Source organism: Allobosea sp. NPDC055353 (assembly GCF_053644975.1).
Window position 1 is genome coordinate 1442614 of sequence record NZ_JBSHMC010000002.1, and the last position, 19482, is coordinate 1462095.

The 19482-nt window shown below is 67.6% G+C and carries 19 protein-coding genes and 1 pseudogene; 14 read left to right on the top strand and 6 right to left on the bottom strand.

Annotated elements, in window-relative coordinates:
* Nucleotides 1–31: 31 nt before the first annotated feature.
* The gene (locus tag ACWIEX_RS20155; RefSeq protein ID WP_454034743.1) at nucleotides 32–1111 is read right to left on the bottom strand and encodes an efflux RND transporter periplasmic adaptor subunit; all 1080 of its coding nucleotides are present in this window, start codon (nucleotides 1109–1111) and stop codon (nucleotides 32–34) included.
* Between the two features lie 429 nt (nucleotides 1112–1540).
* Between ACWIEX_RS20155 and phnC the strand changes: the two genes are divergently transcribed.
* From phnC to phnE (ACWIEX_RS20175), 4 genes are all read left to right on the top strand, one after another.
* The gene (phnC, locus tag ACWIEX_RS20160; protein ID WP_454034822.1) at nucleotides 1541–2359 is read left to right on the top strand and encodes a phosphonate ABC transporter ATP-binding protein; all 819 of its coding nucleotides are present in this window, start codon (nucleotides 1541–1543) and stop codon (nucleotides 2357–2359) included.
* An 82-nt stretch (nucleotides 2360–2441) separates the two neighbouring features.
* Complete coding sequence (gene phnD / locus ACWIEX_RS20165; protein ID WP_454034744.1) at nucleotides 2442–3356, top strand: phosphonate ABC transporter substrate-binding protein; 915 nt, start codon at nucleotides 2442–2444, stop codon at nucleotides 3354–3356.
* A gap of 202 nt (nucleotides 3357–3558) precedes the next feature.
* Nucleotides 3559–4440, top strand: coding sequence for a phosphonate ABC transporter, permease protein PhnE (gene phnE / locus ACWIEX_RS20170; RefSeq protein ID WP_454034745.1), 882 nt, complete (start codon nucleotides 3559–3561; stop codon nucleotides 4438–4440).
* Nucleotides 4437–5291 carry a phosphonate ABC transporter, permease protein PhnE gene (gene phnE, locus ACWIEX_RS20175; protein WP_454034746.1) on the top strand — a complete coding sequence of 285 codons (855 nt, stop codon included), beginning with the start codon at nucleotides 4437–4439 and terminating at the stop codon, nucleotides 5289–5291. Before phnE (ACWIEX_RS20170) ends, phnE (ACWIEX_RS20175) begins: the two co-directional genes overlap by 4 nt.
* 111 nt (nucleotides 5292–5402) lie before the next feature.
* On the opposite strand, the gene phnF is transcribed toward phnE (ACWIEX_RS20175), so the two are convergent.
* Nucleotides 5403–6182: a phosphonate metabolism transcriptional regulator PhnF gene (gene phnF / locus ACWIEX_RS20180; protein WP_454034747.1), complete on the bottom strand. Its 780-nt coding sequence runs from the start codon at nucleotides 6180–6182 to the stop codon at nucleotides 5403–5405.
* A gap of 88 nt (nucleotides 6183–6270) precedes the next feature.
* Between phnF and phnG the strand changes: the two genes are divergently transcribed.
* The 8 genes and pseudogenes from phnG (at nucleotide 6271) to ACWIEX_RS20220 (ending at nucleotide 13123) form a co-directional block, all read left to right on the top strand.
* Nucleotides 6271–6702 carry a phosphonate C-P lyase system protein PhnG gene (gene phnG / locus ACWIEX_RS20185; protein WP_454034748.1) on the top strand — a complete coding sequence of 144 codons (432 nt, stop codon included), beginning with the start codon at nucleotides 6271–6273 and terminating at the stop codon, nucleotides 6700–6702.
* Nucleotides 6702–7304, top strand: a complete 603-nt coding sequence (gene phnH, locus ACWIEX_RS20190; protein WP_454034749.1) for a phosphonate C-P lyase system protein PhnH — start codon at nucleotides 6702–6704, stop codon at nucleotides 7302–7304. The genes phnG and phnH overlap by 1 nt, the downstream gene beginning before the upstream one ends.
* Nucleotides 7304–8545, top strand: coding sequence for a carbon-phosphorus lyase complex subunit (locus tag ACWIEX_RS20195; protein ID WP_454034750.1), 1242 nt, complete (start codon nucleotides 7304–7306; stop codon nucleotides 8543–8545). Before phnH ends, ACWIEX_RS20195 begins: the two co-directional genes overlap by 1 nt.
* An 11-nt stretch (nucleotides 8546–8556) precedes the next feature.
* Nucleotides 8557–9435: pseudogene (locus ACWIEX_RS20200) on the top strand (alpha-D-ribose 1-methylphosphonate 5-phosphate C-P-lyase PhnJ); the annotation flags it as partial.
* Between the two features lie 158 nt (nucleotides 9436–9593).
* Nucleotides 9594–10400 (top strand): phosphonate C-P lyase system protein PhnK, encoded by an 807-nt coding sequence (phnK, locus tag ACWIEX_RS20205; protein ID WP_454034751.1) that lies wholly within the window; start codon nucleotides 9594–9596, stop codon nucleotides 10398–10400.
* A gap of 193 nt (nucleotides 10401–10593) precedes the next feature.
* A complete protein-coding gene (phnL, locus tag ACWIEX_RS20210) occupies nucleotides 10594–11289 on the top strand; it encodes a phosphonate C-P lyase system protein PhnL (protein WP_454034752.1) in 696 nt (231 codons plus the stop codon).
* A 2-nt stretch (nucleotides 11290–11291) separates the two neighbouring features.
* Complete coding sequence (locus ACWIEX_RS20215) at nucleotides 11292–12431, top strand: alpha-D-ribose 1-methylphosphonate 5-triphosphate diphosphatase (RefSeq protein WP_454034753.1); 1140 nt, start codon at nucleotides 11292–11294, stop codon at nucleotides 12429–12431.
* Entirely contained in the window at nucleotides 12428–13123 is a 696-nt protein-coding gene (locus ACWIEX_RS20220) for a DUF1045 domain-containing protein (protein WP_454034754.1), read from the top strand. The genes ACWIEX_RS20215 and ACWIEX_RS20220 overlap by 4 nt, the downstream gene beginning before the upstream one ends.
* Here ACWIEX_RS20220 and phnN read toward each other — a convergent pair.
* A complete protein-coding gene (gene phnN, locus ACWIEX_RS20225) occupies nucleotides 13120–13719 on the bottom strand; it encodes a phosphonate metabolism protein/1,5-bisphosphokinase (PRPP-forming) PhnN (RefSeq protein WP_454034755.1) in 600 nt (199 codons plus the stop codon). The genes ACWIEX_RS20220 and phnN overlap by 4 nt on opposite strands.
* Between phnN and ACWIEX_RS20230 the strand changes: the two genes are divergently transcribed.
* Nucleotides 13718–14341 carry an LbetaH domain-containing protein gene (locus ACWIEX_RS20230; protein WP_454034756.1) on the top strand — a complete coding sequence of 208 codons (624 nt, stop codon included), beginning with the start codon at nucleotides 13718–13720 and terminating at the stop codon, nucleotides 14339–14341. The two genes, phnN and ACWIEX_RS20230, sit on opposite strands and share 2 nt — an antisense overlap.
* A 195-nt stretch (nucleotides 14342–14536) precedes the next feature.
* On the top strand, nucleotides 14537–16054 hold the full coding sequence (locus ACWIEX_RS20235) for a methyl-accepting chemotaxis protein (protein WP_454034757.1): 1518 nt from the start codon (nucleotides 14537–14539) through the stop codon (nucleotides 16052–16054).
* A 21-nt stretch (nucleotides 16055–16075) separates the two neighbouring features.
* On the opposite strand, the gene ACWIEX_RS20240 is transcribed toward ACWIEX_RS20235, so the two are convergent.
* Genes ACWIEX_RS20240 through ACWIEX_RS20250 form a run of 3 tightly spaced genes read right to left on the bottom strand, consistent with a single transcriptional unit; the run spans nucleotide 16076 to nucleotide 19424 of the window.
* Entirely contained in the window at nucleotides 16076–16735 is a 660-nt protein-coding gene (locus ACWIEX_RS20240; protein ID WP_454034758.1) for a class I SAM-dependent methyltransferase, read from the bottom strand.
* Nucleotides 16732–17886 carry a glycosyltransferase gene (locus tag ACWIEX_RS20245; RefSeq protein WP_454034759.1) on the bottom strand — a complete coding sequence of 385 codons (1155 nt, stop codon included), beginning with the start codon at nucleotides 17884–17886 and terminating at the stop codon, nucleotides 16732–16734. The genes ACWIEX_RS20240 and ACWIEX_RS20245 overlap by 4 nt, the downstream gene beginning before the upstream one ends.
* 50 nt (nucleotides 17887–17936) lie before the next feature.
* Nucleotides 17937–19424 carry a S8 family serine peptidase gene (locus tag ACWIEX_RS20250; RefSeq protein ID WP_454034760.1) on the bottom strand — a complete coding sequence of 496 codons (1488 nt, stop codon included), beginning with the start codon at nucleotides 19422–19424 and terminating at the stop codon, nucleotides 17937–17939.
* Nucleotides 19425–19482: the final 58 nt, after the last annotated feature.

Here is a 19482-nt window from a genome sequence, read left to right on the forward strand (position 1 = left end):
GTGGAGCATTCGCGGGAAACGCGGAAATGCCCTAGAGCTGGCTCGTCCGGACGACCTTGTCCTTGATCGCGACGGCGGCGCCGTCGCGCAGCCGCATCTGGCCGGCGGTGATGATCTGCATGCCGGGCGTCAGCCCGCTGACGATCTCCACCTTCCCCGGCAGACGCTTGCCCAATTCGACGGTGACGCGCTTCGCCTTGCCCTGGTCGACGACGTAGACCATCTTGCCGACCGCATCCGGCACGACCGCCATCTCCGGCACGACGATCGCGTTCTGGCGCTGGTCGATGGTGATGGCGAGGCGGGCGAAAAGGCCAGGCTTCAGCGCGAGATCGGCGTTCGGGATGTTGGCACGCAGGCGGATCGCCCGGCCATTGACGTCGACCACCGGGTCAATCGCGTAGATCTGCCCCTGGAATTTCCGGTCCGGAACCGCGTCGACGCCCATTTGCACGGGCTGGCCGACCTTGAGGCGGCTGAGATAGATCTCGGGCACGCGGAAATCGATCTTGATCGGATCGATGCTGGTCAGCGTGATCAAGGGCTTGCCGACGGAGACGTAATCGCCGACGCCGACCGAGCGCAGTCCGACGACGCCGCTGAACGGCGCCACGATGGTCGACTGCGCCAGCTTGGCCTTGGCCAGCTGGATGCGTGCCTCGCTCGAAGCAAGCTTCGCGCCGGCTTCGTCGAGCGCGACCTGCGTGCCCGAACCGCGCTGGACCAGCGCCCGCAGCCGCTCATGGGTATCCCGGGCGAGGCTGAGATCGGCCTGCGCCTGCTTGAGTTCGGCATCGAGGATCGCGGTGTCGAGCTTGACGAGATCCTGGCCTGCCTTGACGCGCTCGCCTTCCTTGAAGCCGAGCGCGATGACGCGGCCGGCGATCTCGGGCGCGATCACTACGGATTCGTCGGCGGCGAGCGTGCCGAGCGCCTCGACCTCCTCGCTGACGGTCATGACCTCGATCGAGGCAACCTCGACCGGCACGGCGCGCGGCCCGGAGACCGCGCTCGCCTGGGCCTGCTGCGTGCCGGCGCGCTGGTTGCGGTAAGCATAGTAGCCGCCGCCCGCGATGGCGGCGACGAGAACAAGAAGAACGAACCGCTTCATCAGGCTGGAGGCTCCGTTGCCGCCCATTGGTCTTAAATGGAACGAAAGGCGTTGCTAAGATGCCGGCGCGCCACAGCGGCACAAAAACCGCAGTTTCTGTGCCGATGCCGCATCGATCCGGCCTCGCAGCATCGATGCAAGATGCTTGCCGACAAGAAGCCTGCCGATAAGAGGCCCGCCGCCACGGGCATCTCCGCCGCACACAAGCATCCACCGTCATCCTGCCGGTAAGCCGCGGATCGTCCAAGCGCATTCTGGAGACCTCACGAAACGTTGACCGGCTCACGGGGGCACAAATCGCTCATGTCCGGGCCGTCACGCCGCTGTCATCCGCAGCCGTTAGGGCTCGCCGCGATCGAGACGCCCGCCACTCCGGCCCTGGCCGGACGGGGACGCGCTCATGCCCGCATCGTGCCCGAGAACCGTTTCATGCTGCGCATCGAAGGTCTGACCAAGCGCTTTGGCGACAGGAACGCGGTCGACGCTGTCACCCTGACCGTCCCGAAGGGAGAGATGATCGGCGTGATCGGCCCCTCCGGCGCCGGCAAGTCGACATTGCTGCGCATGCTGAACCGCCTGACAGAGCCGACCTCCGGCCGGATCGTCTGCGAAGAGCAGGACGTCACCGGCCTGAAGGGCGCCTCGCTGCGGCGCTGGCGCCGCGACACGGCGATGATCTTCCAGCAGTTCAACCTCGTCGGCCGCCTCGACGTGCTGACCAATGTCCTGCTCGGCCGCCTGAACCACCGCTCCGCGGCGCTGACGCTGGTCAAGAGCTTCTCCGAGGACGACAAGATCCGCGCCATCGCGGCACTCGAACGTCTCGATATGGGCCACTTGCTGGCGCAGCGCGCCGAGACCCTCTCCGGCGGCCAGCAGCAGCGCGTCGCCATCGCCCGCGCCCTCGTCCAGGAGCCGCGCATCATCCTCGCCGACGAGCCGATCGCCTCGCTCGACCCGCGCAACACCCAGGTCGTCATGGACGCGCTGTTCCGCATCAATCGCGAGGACGGCATCACCGTGATGTGCAACCTGCACGACCTCGACATCGCCGCGAAATACTGTGACCGGCTGATCGGGATGTCCGCCGGCAAGGTCGTGTTCGACGACGTGCCGCAGGCGCTGACCCGCGAGGTCGCCGCCGAGCTCTACGGCATCGAGGCCAAGGATGCCGGCGCCGAGGCGCTGGATGCGCTCGACGCCATCGCCGCCTCCGAGGCGAAGCGCGTCCGCCAGAAGATCGCCTGATTTCCAGAGATCGCCGGACCGGCCCGAGGGCCGCCCCCGCGAGAAGACCATCCCGACTACGACTACAACCAGGAGCACATCGATGCTGACCCGTCGTCATACCCTCAAGCTCGCCGTTGCCGGCCTCGCGCTCGCCGCCGCCCCGGCTTTCGCACAGGACTGGAAGGCCAAGTATCCCGAGCTCGTCTTCGCGATCATCCCCTCCGAGAACGCCTCCGGCGTTACCGAGCGCTACACTCCCTTCGTGCAGTATCTCGCCAGGGAGCTCGGCACCAAGGTCACCCTGCGCATCGCCAACGACTATGCCGCGATCATCGAAGGTCAGCGCGCCGGCAACATCCACATCGCCTCCTACGGCCCGGCCTCCTTCGCCCGCGCCCGCATGACCGGCGCCAAGACCGACGCCTTCGCCATCGAAACCAATCTCGACGGCACCAAGGGCTACCACTCGGTCTTCTATGTGAAGAAGGACTCGCCCTATCAGAAGGTCGAGGACCTCAAGGGCAAGAATCTCGGCCTCGTCGACCCGAACTCGACCTCCGGCAACAACGTGCCGCGCTTCGTGCTCAACGGCATGAAGATCGAGCCGGAAACCTTCTTCTCGAAGGTCGTCTATACCGGCAGCCACGAGAACGCGATCATCGCGCTCCAGCAGGGCACCGTCGACATCGCCGCCAACTGGTGGAACGACGAGCAGGAATCGAACCTGCAGCGCATGGCCCGCAAGAACATGGCCAAGGCCGAGGATTTCCGCATCATCTACAAGTCCGAGCAGATCGTGAACTCGCCGATGGCCTATCTCACCGACCTGCCGGAAGAGCTGAAGGCCAAGATCCGTGACGCGGTGCTGAACCTCGCCACCAAGGACAAGGCCGCCTTCGACAAGATCTATGAAGGCAAGCAGGGCCCGCTCGTCGCCGTCGGCAACGAGGCCTACGACCCGATCATCGAGCTGAACAAGTTCGTCGACGACCTCCGCAAGAAGAAGTCGTCGTAAGTCGATACGACGCCCGCGACCGGAACCCCTCTCCTGTAAGGAGAGGGGCAGGGGTGAGGTGTAGGCCGTTGGACCAGTGAGTCACACCTCACCGCCCAGCGACCATCTCACAGCCAATCGCGAGACGGCCTACCCCTCACCCTGCCCTCTCCCTATGGGAGAGGGTTCCCCGCGCCTTTGTCGGCAAGGGACGATGCATACCATGACCCTCGCGATCGACCGCAACGACCCAGCCATCCGGGCTCATGCCGAGGCCTATCGGCAGGCCGCCTCGGCCAAGCGCCGGCAGGCCCTGATCGGCATCGCCGTCTTCATCGCCTGCGTGCTGCTCTCGGCGCGCGGCGCCGAGGTCGATCTCGCCAGGTTCTTCGAGAATATCGGCCGCTTCCCGAAATACATCTACGAGACGCTGCCGACGCTTCGGCTGAGCAGCCTCGGTGCCGATTTCTCCGAGTGGTACTGGGGCCTGAAGGGCTGGCTGAAGCTGCTCTGGCAGACCGTGCTCATCGCCTATGTCGGCACGATCCTCGGCGTTGCCGGCGCGTTCCTGTTCTGCTTCGCCGCCGCTGCCAATCTCGGCCGCGCCACCTGGCTGCGCTTCGCGGTGCGGCGTTATCTCGAATTCTGCCGCACCGTTCCGGAAATCGTCTTCGCGCTGATCTTCGTCATCGCCTTCGGCCTCGGCCCGCTGCCCGGCGTGCTCGCCATCGCGATCCACACCATGGGTGCGCTCGGCAAGCTCTTCTCCGAAGTGGTCGAGAACATCGACCTGAAACCGGTCGACGGCATCACCGCCGCGGGCGGGAGCTGGTGGCAGGTCATCCGTTTCGCCGTGGTGCCGCAGGTGTTGTCCAATTTCGCGAGCTATGCGCTGCTGCGCTTCGAGATCAATGTCCGCGGCGCCTCGATCATGGGTTTCGTCGGCGCCGGCGGCATCGGGCAGGACCTGATCGAGGCGATCCGCAAATTCTACTTCACCGATGTCAGCGCCATCCTGCTGCTGATCATCGTCGCGGTGATGCTGATCGATTACGGCACCGAGCGGCTGCGCCACGCCCTCCTCAGCCTGGAGCATGGCCGATGAGCCTCGCCCTTTCGACGGCAGAGCGCGCCGATATCCTCGCCCGCCACGGGGCCGCGATCCGCGGCTCCCTCAGGACGAAGCTCGCCACCATCGGCACCATCGCCGCCATCGCCGGCCTCTTCCTTTACGGGCTGACGACGCTCGAAACCTCGCTCTGGAAGATTGTGACGGGCATCGGCAATCTCGGCACCTTCGTCGTGCTGATGCTGCCGCCCGACCCCGGCTCATTCGCCCGCGCCATCATCTTCGTGAAGGCGCTGTTCGAGACCATCGCGATCGCCTTCCTCGGCACCGTGCTTGCCGCCATGCTGGCGCTGCCGCTCGGCTTCATCGCCGCGCGCAACGTCGTCGCCAACCGGATCGTGCATTTCCTGGCCCGCCGTTCGCTCGACACGGTGCGCGGCGTCGATGCGCTGATCTGGGCGCTGATCTGGGTGAATGTCGTGGGCCTCGGCCCCTTCGCCGGCATGCTCGCGATCATGACCAGCGATCTCGGCGCCTTCGGCAAGCTCTATTCCGAAGCGATCGAGGCGGCGGACCGCCGGGCGGTCGACGGCGTCGCCTCGGTCGGGGGCGGCAAGGCCCACGAAATCCGCTTCGGCCTCCTGCCGCAGGTGCTGCCGGTGATCGCGAGCCAGGTGCTCTACTACATCGAGTCGAACACCCGCTCCTCGACCATCATCGGCATCGTCGGCGCCGGCGGCATCGGCCTCTATCTCGCCGAGACGATCCGTACGCTGGAATGGCAGCAGGTCTCCTTCCTGATCCTGCTGATCCTCGCCGCGGTCTCAGCGATCGACTTCCTGTCGGGCAAACTGCGCTTCGCGATCATCGGCCGGCGAGCGAGCTGAGGGCTTCCTTCTCCCCTCGGGGGAGAAGGTGTCTGCGAAGCAGACGGATGAGGGCCATGCGGCCGGTCTCACCGGTCATTGGCGCGCCAAGCCTTCCCTCATCCGTCAGCGCTACGCGCTGCCACCTTCTCCCCCGAGGGGAGAAGGGGAGTCGCCGAACGGCTCGATCACCATTTCCATGCGCTCGGCGGCGAAGACGCTGGAGACCAGATGCACAGGCGTCAGATCCGGCAGCGCATCGACCGCCGTCGAGATCATCACGGCAGCCTCGGGCGCGATCTCCAGCAGTTCGGCCTCGCGCTCGTCGGCAAGCCGCGCCGTCAACCGCGTCGACAGGCGGACATAATCCGTGATGCCGTAGATCTTGAAGGCCGCCGTGATCGACCCGGCCGCCTCGCGATAGGCCTTGTCGAAATCCGGGAAACGCTCGACGCAGAGCCAATGCGTGCCGGTGCCCATCGGCACGCCGTCGGCGAGGCTCACGCCGCGCACCTGCCAGAGCGGCGTCCCGGTCTTCAGCTTGAGCGCCGTGCAGGCAGCCACTTCGCCCACGACCACCTCGGCCGAAAGCATACGGCTCGTGCCGGTGATGCCGAGCTTGCCCATATTGGTGCGCATGCTGACGCGCCGGCCGATCGGATAGGGCAGGCGCGGCGCCGTCACCTGCGTGCCGCGTCCGCGCGCAACCGTCACCAGCCCCTGTTCGGCCAAGTGGCGAAAAGCCTGCCGCACCGTGTGGCGATGCACGCCGTAGCGTTCCGCCAGCGCAACCGAGGCCGGCAGCGTGTCGCCGAGCTTATACTCGCCGCGCCCGATCGCATCCGCCAGCTCGTCGGCTATGCGCCGCCAGGCCGTGCCGCCGTCGCGCTCCGCGAGCGCGGTGTCCGTCATCGAATTGTCGCTCAAAAAGTATAGACCTTTGCCATCAACTCTCCTACTATAGTCTAGACATTCGGAACTGACCAGCGAGCCCGCGCCGATGATTCCAAAAACCCTGAGGCAAAGCTGGATGGCGACGCTGGCGCGCGCCTCCCGCGGCGAGATCGAAACCCTGCTCGGCGATCCGCCAGACCACGACCTCTTGAAGGCGCCGGAGACCGGCACCGTGATGGTCGAGGGCCGCGCCGGTGGCGCCGGCCGCCGCTTCAATCTCGGCGAAGCCACCGTGACGCGCTGCGTCGTGCGCCTCTCGAACGGGCAGATGGGCTTCTCCTATGCGCTCGGCCGCGACGGCCGGAAGGCACGGCTCGCCGCCCTGCTCGATGCCCGTCTCCAGGACGAGGCCGAGGGCAGTGCCCTGCATCAGGGCATCGCCACGCTCGCCGGCCAGCAGGCTTCGGCCCGCGATCTCGCCTCGCGCAAGGCGGCGGCGACCAAGGTCGATTTCTTCACGCTGGTCAGGGGCTCGTGATGCCGGCGGAAACCATGATCGCTTCCGGCTTCTCCGACCCGGTCTTCCAGTCGCAGGCCGCCTTCCGCGCCCTGCTCGCCGCCCTCTCCGAGCCCGGCAGGTTGCAGGAGGTCGCCAGCGAGATCGCACCGCCGGAGGGTCTGGCGACCGCGACGGCTACCACCCTGCTGACGCTCGCCGATTACGAGACCCCGGTCTGGCTGCCGGAAGCCCTGCGCGACGGCCCCGCCGGTGCCTGGTTGCGCTTCCATTGCGGCGCCGCCCTCGTCGACGATCCCACTGAGGCCGCCTTCGCAGTCATCGACGGCGCGGCCGATGAGCCCAAGCTCTCGGCCTTCAATCTCGGCACGGACCAGTTCCCGGATCGCTCCACCACCGTGATCGTGCAGGTCGCTGCGCTGGAAGGCGGCCCTGCCCTCACTCTGGCCGGCCCCGGCATTCCCGGCACGCGAACCGTCACGCCGCAGGGCCTGCGCCCCGGCTTCACCGATGAATTGCGCGAGAACGGCGCGCTCTACCCGCTCGGCGTCGATGTCCTGCTCGCGCGTGGCGAGAGCCTGATCGGCCTGCCGCGCTCGACGCAGGTTGAGGAGGCTCGCTGATGTACGTTGCAGTCAAAGGCGGCGAGGCCGCCATTCTCGCCACGCATGACCTCGTCGCCGAAGCCCGTCGCGGCGATCCGGCCGTGCCGGAAATCTCCGTCGCCCAGATCCGCGAGCAGCAGGCTTTGGCCTGCGCCCGCGTCATGAACGAGGGCTCGCTCTACGATCAGGATCTCGCCGCGCTCGCACTGAAGCAGTCGCAGGGCGACGTCATCGAGGCAGCTTTCCTGATGCGCGCCTATCGCACGACGCTGCCGCGCTTCGGTTCCTCCGAGCCGCTCGACACGGCTGCGATGGCAATCCGCCGCCGCGTCTCCGCGACCTACAAGGACCTGCCCGGCGGGCAGGTGCTCGGCCCGACCTATGACTACACGCATCGGCTGTTCGACTTCGCGTTGATGGACGCGCCTCGACCTGCCCCCTCTCCCCTTGCGGGAGAGGGTTGGGGTGAGGGGTCTCGCGGCGTTTCCAATATTCCGTCAAAGACGAATACCAACGATGCCGACCTGCGTGACCCTTCATCCGCCCCTGCGGGGCACCTTCTCCCGCAAGGGGAGAAGGACAGGAAGCCCCTCGACGCCACCATGCCGCGCGTGCCCGATATCCTCGGCGCCGAAGGCCTGATGGAGGCGGAGGAGCCGCCGGAAGGCGACCCGCGCCCCTTCGACTTGACCCGCGATCCCGTCTCCTTCCCGGCCGATCGCGATGTCCGCCTGCAATCGATGGCGCGCGGCGACGAGGGCTTCCTGCTCGGCCTCGGCTATTCCGTGCAGCGCGGTTTTGGCGGCACCCATCCCTTCGTCGGCGAGGTCCGCGTCGGCGAGGTCGCGGTCGAGTTCGTGCCGGAGGAGCTCGGCTTCGCGGTCGATCTCGGCGACGTCACCCTGACCGAATGTCAGATGGTCAACCAGTTCCAGGGCTCGAAAGAGGTGCCGCCGCAATTCACCCGCGGCTACGGCCTCGTCTTCGGCCATAGCGAGCGCAAGGCGATGTCGATGTCGCTGGTCGACCGTGCCCTGAAAGCGCGCGAATTCGGCGAGGCGACCAATTACCCCGCGCAGCAGGACGAGTTCGTCCTCTACCACGCCGACAATGTCGAGGCGGCCGGCTTCGTCGAGCATCTCAAGCTGCCGCACTATGTCGATTTCCAGGGCGAGCTCGAACTGATCCGCCGCATCCGCAAGGAACGGGAAGAACGGCTCGCAAGCGAGCAGGACACGCTGCCGGAGGCTGCGGAATGACCATTCATCAGATGCCGGCAGACGATACAAAGCCGGCTTACAATTACGCTTATCTCGACGAGCAGACCAAGCGGATGATCCGCCGCGCCCTGCTCAAGGCGGTCGCGGTGCCCGGCTATCAGGTGCCCTTCGGCTCGCGCGAGATGCCCTTGGCCCGCGGCTGGGGCACCGGCGGCATCCAGATCACCGCTGCGATCATCGGCCCGGCCGATACGCTGAAAGTGATCGACCAGGGCGCCGACGACACCACCAATGCCGTCTCGATCCGCAGGTTCTTCGAGCGCACCGCCAACGCCCGCACCTGCGAGGCGACGGATGAGGCGACGATCATCCAGACCCGCCACCGCATCCCGGAGGCACCGCTGAAGAGCGGACAGGTCATGGTCTATCAGGTGCCGACGCCCGAACCCTTGCGCCGTCTGGAACCGCGGGAGGCCGAGACCCGCAAGATGCATGCCTGGGCCGAATACGGGCTGATGCAGGTCAAGCTCTACGAGGACATCGCCCGCTATGGCGAGATCACCAAGACCTATGACTATCCGGTCATGGTCAACGGCCGCTATGTGATGGCGCCCTCGCCCATTCCGAAATTCGACAACCCGAAGATGCACATGTCGTCCGCGCTCCAGTTGTTCGGCGCCGGCCGCGAGAAGCGCATCTACGCGCTGCCGCCCTATACCAGCGTGAAGAGCCTCGATTTCGAGGATCACCCCTTCCGCATCCAGAGCTGGACCCAGCCCTGCGGTTTGTGCGGCGCGGGCGACAGCTATCTCGACGAGGTCGTGATCGACGACCAGGGCGGGCGCATGTTCGTCTGTTCCGACAGCCATTATTGCGAGACCCGCCGGGCGGAAGGCCATCGCGGCACCATGCTGGGCGATGCGGCCGCGAGCGGCCTTGTTTCATCCTCCGAAGTCGTCCCGGGCGACCAAAGGGAGGCCCGGGACCCATTCCGGAACCTCACCGATCAGCGCTCCGGAATGGATCCCGGGTCTGCGCTGCGCTCCGCCCAGGATGACGACACGGATGTGAAATCCGGAGCCAGATCATGACTCTTCACACCACCTTTCCTGCAGCCGATCTCGAACCCGCCCCCCTGCTCTCCGTCGACGGCGTCAGCCGCTTCTATGGCGAGCGTATCGGCTGCGCCGATGTCTCCTTCGACCTCTGGCCGGGGGAAGTGCTCGGCATCGTCGGCGAATCCGGCTCGGGCAAGTCGACCCTGCTGCGTTGCCTCGCCGGCATCGACAAGCCCGACGCGGGCGAGGTGCTGTTCCGGGGCGGGGTTGAGCCGCTCGACATCTACTCGGTCTCCGAGCAGGAGCGCCGCCGCCTGATGCGCACGGCCTGGGGCATCGTCCACCAGAACCCGCGCGACGGCCTGCGCATGGACGTCACCGCCGGCGGCAATGTCGGCGAACGATTGATGGATCGCGGCGACCGGCATTACGGGCAGATCCGGGAGCGCGCCCTCGACTGGCTCCAGCGCGTCGAGATCGCCGGCGCCCGCATCGATGACCGGCCGCGCCAGTTCTCCGGCGGCATGCAGCAGCGCCTGCAGATCGCCCGCGTGCTGGTCTCCGAACCGCGCCTCGTCTTCATGGACGAGCCGACCGGCGGCCTCGATGTCTCCGTGCAGGCCCGCCTGCTCGACCTGCTGCGCGTGCTGGTGCGCGATCTAGGCCTCGCCGCGATCATCGTCACCCACGACCTCGCCGTCGCCCGCCTCCTGACTGACCGCCTGATGGTGATGAAGGACGGCCGCGTCGTCGAGCAGGGCCTGACCGACCAGGTACTGGACGATCCGCACCACGCCTATACGCAGCTTCTTACCTCGGCGGTGCTGAGTGTGTGACCTGTTTCCTTGTCATTCCGGGGCTTCGCACAGCGAAGAACCCGGAACCCACGACCGGGTGAGGCCTTTGCAGTTGCGATCACGATCGCTCGCCCAGTCGTGGGTTCCGGGTTCGCGCCTGCGGCGCGCCCCGGAATGACAACAGAGAATGCGTCACACCCTCGTCACCTCGCCGGCACAAGGCATTGACCCCATGACCACGATGATTCAGGTCGAGAACGTCGCCAAGACCTTCACCCTGCACAACCAGGGCGGAGCGCGGCTGCCCGTTTTCGACAACGTCAATTTCCATGTCGAGGCCGGCGAGGCGCTGGTGCTGGCGGGCGCCTCGGGTGCCGGCAAGTCGAGCCTGCTGCGCATCCTCTATGGCAATTACAGGCCGACTTCAGGCGCAATCCGCATCACCCATGCCGGCCGGCCCGTCGACATCGTCGCCGCCGTGCCGCGCACCGTGCTCGACATCCGCCGCCGCACGCTTGGCTTCGTCTCGCAGTTCCTGCGCGTGATCCCGCGTGTCTCGACGCTCGACATCGTGCGCGACCCGTTGCTGGCGCGCGGCGCCACGCCTGACACCGCGACCGAGCGCGCAAAAGCCATGCTGGCCCGGCTGAACCTGCCGGAGCGGCTCTGGAACCTCGCCCCCGCCACCTTCTCCGGCGGCGAGCAGCAGCGCGTCAACATCGCCCGCTCCTTCGTCGATCCCTCGGCGATCATGCTGATCGACGAGCCGACCGCCTCGCTCGACGCCAACAATCGCGACGTCGTCGTCGAACTCATCGCCGAGGCGCGCGCCGCCGGCTCCGCGATCGTCGGGATTTTTCATGACGAGGCGGTTCGCGAACGCGTCGCGACGCGCTATCTCGACATCACCGCTTTCCGGAAGGCCTGACGATGCAGACCGTTCTCACCAATGCCAGGCTGATCCTCGAGAACGAGGTCGTCACCGGCACCATCGCCTTCGACGCGAGCGGCATCACCGCCGTCGACCAGGGCAAATCCTCCCTGCCAAGCGCCATCGATGTCGGCGGCGACTATGTCGCGCCCGGCCTCGTCGAGATGCACACCGACAACATGGAAAAGCATTTCATGCCGCGCCCAAAGGTCTTCTGGCCGAACGGGCTGGCGGCCGCGCTCGTCCATGACGCGCAGATGGCCGCGGCCGGCGTCACCACCGTCTATGACGCGGTCTGCGCCGGCACGCCCTTCTCGGCCAAGGACTACCGCAAGGACATTTTCGCCGACGTCATGAAGTCGCTGACCTATGGCAAGAGCGAGAACGTCTTCCGCATCGACCATCGCATTCACATGCGCTGCGAGCTGACGAGCCCGGGCCTGCTTGAAGACATCGCCCCCTATCAGGACGACGAACTGGTCCAGCTCGTCTCGCTGATGGACCACACGCCCGGCCAGCGCCAGTGGCGCGATCTCCAGCACCTCAAGACCTACGCCGTCGGCAACGGCAAGACGGTCGCGGAATTCGAAGCAGACGTCGAGGTGCGCCAGCGCGAAGGCGCTGCCAATGTCGCAAAGAACTGGCAGGCCGTCGTCGATATCTTCCGCGCGCGCGGCATCCCGCTCGCCACCCATGACGACACGATCCCCGAGCATGTCGAGGAGGGCGTCGCCTCGGGCGCGGTGATCTCGGAATTCCCGACCACGGTCGAGGCCGCCGCCGCCGCCAAGCAGGCCGGCCTCGCCACGGTCGCCGGCGCGCCGAACGTCGTGCGCGGCGGCTCGCATTCCGGCGGTGTCTCGGTCTCGGAACTGGCCGAGAAGGGCCTGCTCGACGGTCTGTCCTCGGATTACGTGCCGGCGAGCCTGCTGCAGGCCGTGGTCAAGCTCAATGCCGACCATGGCATCGCGCTGCCCGAAGCGATGGGCATGGTCACCTGGAAGGTCGCCGACATCCTCGGCCTCAGGGATCGCGGCCATCTCAAGACGGGCCTGCGCGCCGACCTCGTTCGCTTCAAGGTGCTGGGCGCGACACCGGTGCTGGCCGCGGTCTGGTCGCAGGGCGAGCGCGCATTTTGAGCAAGCCGCGCTACGCCGTCTATTACGCCCCCGCCGCCGACAGCGCCCTCTGGCGCTTCGGCTCGTCGGTGCTCGGCTATGACGCGCTGACCGGCGAGGATCTGCCTTTCGCGGTCCCGCCGGGATGCGATCCGGCCCTGTGGCCGGGTTTCACCGAAGAGCCCCGCCGCTACGGCTTCCATGCCACGCTGAAGGCGCCTTTCGAACTCGCCGATGGCCGCAGCGAGGAGCAGCTGCGCGCCTTCGCCCGCAATCATGCCGCCGGGCTCGATGCCGTGGAACTGGCAGGCTTGAGCGTCACGGCGCTCGGCTCTTTCGTGGCGCTGACGCCTTCTGAGCCGAGCGAGGCTCTCCAACGTTTCGCTTTCTCCGCCGTGCAGGCCTTCGAGCTGTTCCGCGCGCCGCTATCTGAAGCGGACAAGGCACGGCGCCTGAAAAGCCCGCTCACTCCGGCGCAGCATGCCTATCTCGAAGCCTATGGCTACCCTTATGTCGGCGATGCCTTCCGCTTCCACATGACGCTGACCGGCTCCCTGCCGGGCGAGCACGCAGCGCCGGTGAAGCAGGCGCTTGAAGCAGCAGCAGCCGAGGCGTTACCGGCCGGTCCGATCAGGATCGACCGCTTCGCCCTGTTCAAGCAGGACGACCGGGCCGGCCGCTTCCGCCTGCTCGATTCCTACGCTTTCGGCTAGGAGCCATGCCGACAGAGCGCGCGCAGGACGGCCAAAAGCTCCTCCGCTGCCTTGGCGACGCTGCGGTCGTTCATGATCGTGACGATCTCGGCGCGCTCTGCCGTCAGCGGCGCCTCGCGCTTCAGCCGGGCCGCGATATCGGCCGCGCTCTCGCGCCCGCGCGCCGCCAGACGCTGCGCCAGCACCGCGACCGGCGCGGTGATGTTGAGCACCACCACGCGCTCAGCCAGCCGCTCCGCCGCCGCGATGGCGCGCCGCGAGACATTGACGATCACCACGGCGCCCGTGCCGATGCCCGCGAGCTCCGCCGCCGGAATGCCGTAGCTCAGCCCATGCGCCTGCCAGCTCAGGGCAAGGCCCCCATTCGCCTCGATCGCGCGAAAAGCCGACTCGTCGCAGGAATCGTGATCCTCAGCGCCCGCCATGGCCGGCCGGGTGATCAGGCGGCGTGCGAAGCGATAGCGCGGGTCGCGCGCGAGTTCGCCCCGCGCCGCGTCCATCAGCGTGTCCTTTCCCGCTCCGGAAGGGCCGACCACCAGAACGAGCACGCCCGCCTCGGCGGCGGGGATCGCGATATCAGGAGAGGATGAGGACATGGCCGCGAAGAAGCTGGGACTCGAACCGCTGATCGACCCGACTGCCCAGGTGAGGCAGGCGACGCTGGGCCGCTACACCGCGATCGGCGCGCGCACCATCTTCGCCGAGTCGACGATGGGGGACTACTCCTATGTCGTGAACGACGCGAATGTCATTTACACGACAATCGGCAAATTCTGCTCGATCGCGGCGATGACCCGGATCAATCCCGGCAACCATCCGATGCATCGCGCCAGCCAGTCGCATTTCACCTATCGCGCCGCCGCCTATTTCGACGATGCCGAGGATGACGCAGCCTTCTTCGACTGGCGCCGGGCGCATGCGGTGACCATCGGCCACGATGTCTGGATCGGCCATGGTGCGATCGTTCTCGCCGGCCGCAATATCGGCACCGGTGCGGTGGTCGCGGGCGGCGCCGTCGTCACCAAGGATGTGGCACCCTACACCATCGTCGCCGGCAATCCGGCCCGTCCGGTGCGGCGACGCTTCACCGAGGATATCGCGGATAGATTGCATAACCTCGCTTGGTGGGACTGGGAACACACGCGGCTGCGCGCCGCTCTCGATGATTTCCGCAATCTCTCCGTCGAGGATTTCCTGGAGCGCCACGCAGCGGGCTGAGAGGCATTTGTCCCGCTGCATTGCTGGATTTGGGAGTTCCTCACGCGCTGCCCGCAAGACCAAGCCCAGCATAATACGGCCGCATCTTGTGGAAATTGACCCAGATCAAGACACACCCCCATAGGTTGTTAACCCTGATGGCCCATGGTCCGGCTCAGGCGGAAGCGGTTTCCGCCCGAGGCTGGGGACCTCCTGATGTCGGCAATGAATCATCTCGCCAAGCGGCTCGCCTTCATGCAGCTCGGCCCGGAAGCGCAGGCGCGTATTCGCGACGTCGGTGACGCTCTGGACACATCGATTCCGGGCGCTCTCGACGCCTTCTATGCGCAGTTGCGCGCCTTTCCCGAAACCAAGGCCTTCTTCAGCAACGAACGGCACATCGAAAGCGCCAAGCAGCGCCAGGGCAAGCACTGGAGCGGCATCGCCGCCGGCACCTTCGACGAGCACTATATTGCCGCCGTCACTCAGGTCGGGAAAATCCATGCCCGCATCGGCCTGGAGCCGCGCTGGTATATTGGCGGCTATGCACTGATCCTGGAGAAGTTGCTCGCAGGGGTGCTGGAGGCGCGTTGGCCGAAGAACGCGCTCGGCAGGCGCATGCCCGGCGTGGCCGAACGCTCAGCCGAGATCGGTGCCATCGTCAAGGCGGCCATGCTCGACATGGATTATGCGATCACCGTCTATCTGGAAGCCTCGGAGGAAGCCCGCCTGAAGGCCGAGGCCGAGGCCCGCGCCATCGAGCAGGCCAAGGCGGCCGAGCGTGACCAGGCGATTGCCTGCGTCAGCCAGAGCATGGCGGCGCTCGCCGATGGCGACCTGACCTATCGCATGAGCGCCGAGATCCCGGCCGAATATTCGGAGATCCGCGACCATTTCAACGGCGCCATGGCGCGCTTGCAGGAGATGGTCGGCACGATCAAGGCGACCTCGGCCGCGATCTCCTCCTCCTCGCAGGAGATCAGCGCCGGCGCACAGGACCTGTCGATGCGCACCGAGCAGCAGGCCTCAGCGCTGGAAGAGAGCGCAGCGACGACCGAGCAGCTCGCAGCCTCCGTCAAGACCTCGACCCAGGCCTCGCGCGAATCCGTTTCGCTGGCTGATGAGGCCGCCAATGTCGCGCGCACCGGCGGCGATATCGTCCGCGACGCGGTCGAGGCGATGGCCCGGATCGAGGGCGCTTCGAAGCGCATCTCGGAGATCACCGACGTGATCGACGGCATCGCCTTCCAGACCAACCTGCTCGCGCTCAATGCCGCCGTCGAGGCCGCCCGCGCCGGCGATGCCGGGCGCGGCTTCGCCGTGGTCGCGGCCGAGGTCCGGGCTCTGGCCCAGCGCTCGGCGGGCGCCGCCAAGGACATCACCGGCCTGATCTCGTCCTCGGATGCCGAGGTCGCCGAGGGCGTCAAGCTCGTCCGCCAGGCCGGCGAGACGCTCGACCGCATCGTCGCGGCCTCCGCCAAGGTCTCCAGCACGGTCGAGGAGATCGCCTCGGCCTCCGGCGAGCAGGCCAACGGCATCGACGAGATGAGCCAGACCGTCAGCCACATGGACGAGATCACCCAGCAGAACGCCGCCTTGGCCGAGGAAAGCGCCGCCTCCGCTCGCGTGCTGCTCGACCAGATCGATCAGCTCAACCGGCTGGTCGCGGCCTTCCGGACCGAGCAGGGCGGCGCGGTTAGCGGCGTCGGCGCGGTTAGGCGGCGCGCGGCCTAGGCTTCCCTTCTGGCGGCACGCCTAGCCGGCGAGCCGCCAGACCGAGCTGCGCTTGATCTCGGCATCCTCCAGCGCGCGCGTCACCGGCATCTCGTAGGTCGCGACCGCCTCCAGCTTTCCGCGCGGCAGGTAGCTGCGACCGGGATCGCCGATCAGCACCGTGGCACCCCGCGCCGACAGCCCCGACAGCCAGTCGATGACACGCTCGGCCATTTCGCGCTCGTAGCAGACGTCGCCTGCGCAGATGACCTCCCATCCTTCGTCGCGACCGATCAGGTCCTCGCAACGCGGTGTCACCGTTACGCCATTGGCGGCCGCATTGATGCCGATCGCAGCAGCAGCGAAGGCATCGATATCGCAGGCCTCGACCGACAACGCTCCTGCCTTCGCCGCTGCGATCGCCACAAGGCCGGAGCCGGAGGCGAAATCCAGCATCCGGCGGCCCGAGACGACCTCGGGATGATCCAGCAGATAGCGCGCCAGGGCTTGCCCGCCGGCCCAGGCGAAAGCCCAGAACGGCGGCGGCAGGCCGATCACGGCGAGCTCGTCCTCCGTCTTCTGCCAGAGTTCCGTCGCTTCCTCGGCGACATGCAGCACGATCTCAGGTGCATGGGGCACCGGCAGAAGCCGCGTATGGGCGCGGATAAAGGCTTCGTGATCGAGGACGGCCTCACCGCTCATGCCGGGGCATCCGGCGCCCCGCGGCCGAGCAGGCCGAGATAGAGCAGCTTCACGCCGTTCATCACGTCGCGCTCGGTATGGCCGTCGAGCAGGCGGGCTCGCGCACCATCTCCCATACGCTCGACAAGGCCGGGAGCACGGGCGAGGACCACGAGCGCCCTCGCCAGCGCCGCGGCATCGTCGGCCGGAACCACCATGCCGTCCTGCCCGTCGCGGACGAAGCTGCGGCAGCCCGGAACGTCCGTCGTCAGGGTCGCCCTGCCGCAGGCGGCCGCCTCCAGGATCGTACGCGGCAGGCCCTCGCCGCCGCGCGAGGGCAGGATGCAGAGATGATGCGCCTTCCAGACGCCCTCGATATCGCGCGTCGGCCCGGCCCAGGCGATGCCCGGCCGCGCCGCCCATTCCTTCAGCGTCGTCTCGGGAATGGCCTTGGGGTTGGACGGATCGGGCGCGCCATGGATGGTGAGCGCGACCTTTGCGCCTTCGGCCCGCGCGAGCCTGACTGCCTCGACCGCGAGATCGACGCCCTTGGACCAGAGCATCCGCGCCACCAGCGCGACCTTCAGCGGCGGCGTCGGCGGCATCGGCGAAGGCATCAGGATCAGCGGATCGACCCCGGCCCCGCCGACGATCGCGACCTTCGCACCATCCTGCGGATTGAGCCCGAGCGTCACGGGATCATCGGGGTTCTCGAACAGGAACCGGACCTGCGGCCCGTCGATCGCGCCGCGCAGCCAGGCGATGGCCACGAAGCGCGCGGCGGCCGCGAGCGCCCCCTGCTTCGCACCGAGGAAGCCGAGCCCGGTCAGCGCATAGATCCGCCGCTCCACGCCCGCCAGCTTCCCTGCGAGCCCGGCGAGCGCGATCGGCTTCAGCGCGATACAGTGCAGGATATCGGGTCGTTCCGCCGCAATCAGGCGCTTCAGCGCCCCGATCTGCTTGAACAAGGCCCGCGGATCGATGCTGCGCCGCTCCGCCTCCAGCCCGATCAGTCGCGCGCCCGTCGCCTCGATCACGCGCCGGTGGCTGCGCTCGCGCGCGATCACCGCGACATCGAAGCCCAGCTCGCGCGCTGCCCGCGCCATTGGCAGGAAATGCGAGGCGAAGAACCAATCCTCGGTGACGACGAACAGGAGTTTCGGGCGCGGCATCGCGCCATCAGGCCGATGCGGCGGCGAAGGTCAAGCCCAGCCAGAAGCGTTCAGGGCCGCGCCGTCGCGACCGGCAGAACCCGGGCGAGAGCCGTCGGCGGATCGATCCGCCCGGCGCCGAAGGTCGGGTCGCGGCCGCGCGAGCCGAGATCGGTCGCACTTTCGGCGAGCACCCGGCGGGCGCTGTCGGTATCGAGCTCGGGTTGCTTTTCGAGCAGGAGCGCGACCAGCGCCGTGACATGGGCGGCGGCGATCGAGGTGCCCGAGGTGAAGGCGTAGCGTCCGCCGGGCTCGGCCGTCAGCACGTCGACGCCAGGCGCCGCGATCGCGACATAACTGCCGCGGTTGGCGTCGCTGAAGACCTTGTCCTCGGCATCCGTCGCCGTCACCGCAATCACGCTCGGGTCGGCGCCGGGATAGAGCGGAGCCGACCGCGCACCGCCATTGCCGGCTGCGGCAACGGTGATCACGCCGCGCTCCTTGGCTCCGGCGAGCGCCTTGGACAGCAGCCTGTCCTGCGGGCCGGCGAAGCTGAGATTGACCACCTTGGCGCGCTGCTGGACGACCCATTCAAGCGCGGTCAGGATCTGGAACGACTTGCCGTTGGCGGAGGCCGCCTGCGGGCCGCCGAAGGCGCGGGCGACGATCAGGCGCGCCGCCGGGGCGATGCCCTGCAATTCGCCATGCGCGACGATCGCCGTCGCCATCGAGGTGCCGTGCGCATGCGGCGTCGCCAGCCCGTCGATCGCGTCGAGATAGCCGAGGACCGAGCCCCTGATCTCGGGATGCTCCATATCGACGCCGGAATCGATCAGGCCGACGCGGATGCCGCGCCCCTGCGCCAGCTTGCGCACCTCGCCGAGGCGCAGCTTGTCGACGATGTATTGCGGCGGCAGGATGCGCCGCACCGCGGCACTGCCGCGCGCCGCCGTTGCGGGATCGGCCAGGCGCAGGCTCGGCGGCGGCGGCGCGGTGGTCGCTTCCGATGAGGCGGTGGTTGCTCCCGCTGGCGCGCCGGCACGGGACTGGGAGTCCTGCTGCAATTCGAAGAGGAAGTTCGGCTGCGCCCCGGCAATGCTGGTGTCGTCGGCCATCGCGGTGAGCACGGCGCGCAGGTCGCGTCCCGCCTCGATCCTGGCGCGGATGATGGTGACGCCTGCGAGCTCGAAGCGCTGGCTGGCGATCAGCGTCGCGCCATAGCGGCGCAGCACCGCTTCCGCCTCCACATTGGGCGCGAGCTCGAACAGCACCTCGTCGGGGACGAAGCGGGTCTCGTCCATCGCCGGAACGATGCTGCGCTGGGCTCGCGGCTGCAGCCAGGAGCCGGGCGGCACGCGCATCGAGCGGTTGGTTCCACCGGCGGATGGCTGCTGCGGGCTCGTCGTCGGCGCGACGCGCTTATCCTTGCCGTCACCGGTCCCACCTGCAGGCTGCGCGAAAGCCGGTCCCGGCACGAGCGCGAGCACGCATGCGACAAGGCCGGCGCCGGCGAGGCACCGAAGCGATGATTTCCGACGGGCGAACGGGGACGGCTGCATGGCCTCACCCTCCTGCGACGACGTCATCATGCCATGGCGCCCAGCAACCGCGCCAGCC

Excerpts from the sequence above, each read along its gene's own strand:
- ACWIEX_RS20155 (WP_454034743.1), bottom strand. The coding sequence starts at position 1,111 with ATGAAGCGGTTCGTTCTTCTTGTTCTCGTCGCCGCCATCGCGGGCGGC.
- phnC (WP_454034822.1), top strand. The coding sequence starts at position 1,541 with ATGCTGCGCATCGAAGGTCTGACCAAGCGCTTTGGCGACAGGAACGCG.
- phnD (WP_454034744.1), top strand. The coding sequence starts at position 2,442 with ATGCTGACCCGTCGTCATACCCTCAAGCTCGCCGTTGCCGGCCTCGCG.
- phnE (WP_454034745.1), top strand. The coding sequence starts at position 3,559 with ATGACCCTCGCGATCGACCGCAACGACCCAGCCATCCGGGCTCATGCC.
- phnE (WP_454034746.1), top strand. The coding sequence starts at position 4,437 with ATGAGCCTCGCCCTTTCGACGGCAGAGCGCGCCGATATCCTCGCCCGC.
- phnF (WP_454034747.1), bottom strand. The coding sequence starts at position 6,182 with ATGACGGACACCGCGCTCGCGGAGCGCGACGGCGGCACGGCCTGGCGG.
- phnG (WP_454034748.1), top strand. The coding sequence starts at position 6,271 with ATGATTCCAAAAACCCTGAGGCAAAGCTGGATGGCGACGCTGGCGCGC.
- phnH (WP_454034749.1), top strand. The coding sequence starts at position 6,702 with ATGCCGGCGGAAACCATGATCGCTTCCGGCTTCTCCGACCCGGTCTTC.
- ACWIEX_RS20195 (WP_454034750.1), top strand. The coding sequence starts at position 7,304 with ATGTACGTTGCAGTCAAAGGCGGCGAGGCCGCCATTCTCGCCACGCAT.
- phnK (WP_454034751.1), top strand. The coding sequence starts at position 9,594 with ATGACTCTTCACACCACCTTTCCTGCAGCCGATCTCGAACCCGCCCCC.
- phnL (WP_454034752.1), top strand. The coding sequence starts at position 10,594 with ATGACCACGATGATTCAGGTCGAGAACGTCGCCAAGACCTTCACCCTG.
- ACWIEX_RS20215 (WP_454034753.1), top strand. The coding sequence starts at position 11,292 with ATGCAGACCGTTCTCACCAATGCCAGGCTGATCCTCGAGAACGAGGTC.
- ACWIEX_RS20230 (WP_454034756.1), top strand. The coding sequence starts at position 13,718 with ATGGCCGCGAAGAAGCTGGGACTCGAACCGCTGATCGACCCGACTGCC.
- phnN (WP_454034755.1), bottom strand. The coding sequence starts at position 13,719 with ATGTCCTCATCCTCTCCTGATATCGCGATCCCCGCCGCCGAGGCGGGC.
- ACWIEX_RS20235 (WP_454034757.1), top strand. The coding sequence starts at position 14,537 with ATGTCGGCAATGAATCATCTCGCCAAGCGGCTCGCCTTCATGCAGCTC.
- ACWIEX_RS20240 (WP_454034758.1), bottom strand. The coding sequence starts at position 16,735 with ATGAGCGGTGAGGCCGTCCTCGATCACGAAGCCTTTATCCGCGCCCAT.
- ACWIEX_RS20245 (WP_454034759.1), bottom strand. The coding sequence starts at position 17,886 with ATGCCGCGCCCGAAACTCCTGTTCGTCGTCACCGAGGATTGGTTCTTC.
- ACWIEX_RS20250 (WP_454034760.1), bottom strand. The coding sequence starts at position 19,424 with ATGCAGCCGTCCCCGTTCGCCCGTCGGAAATCATCGCTTCGGTGCCTC.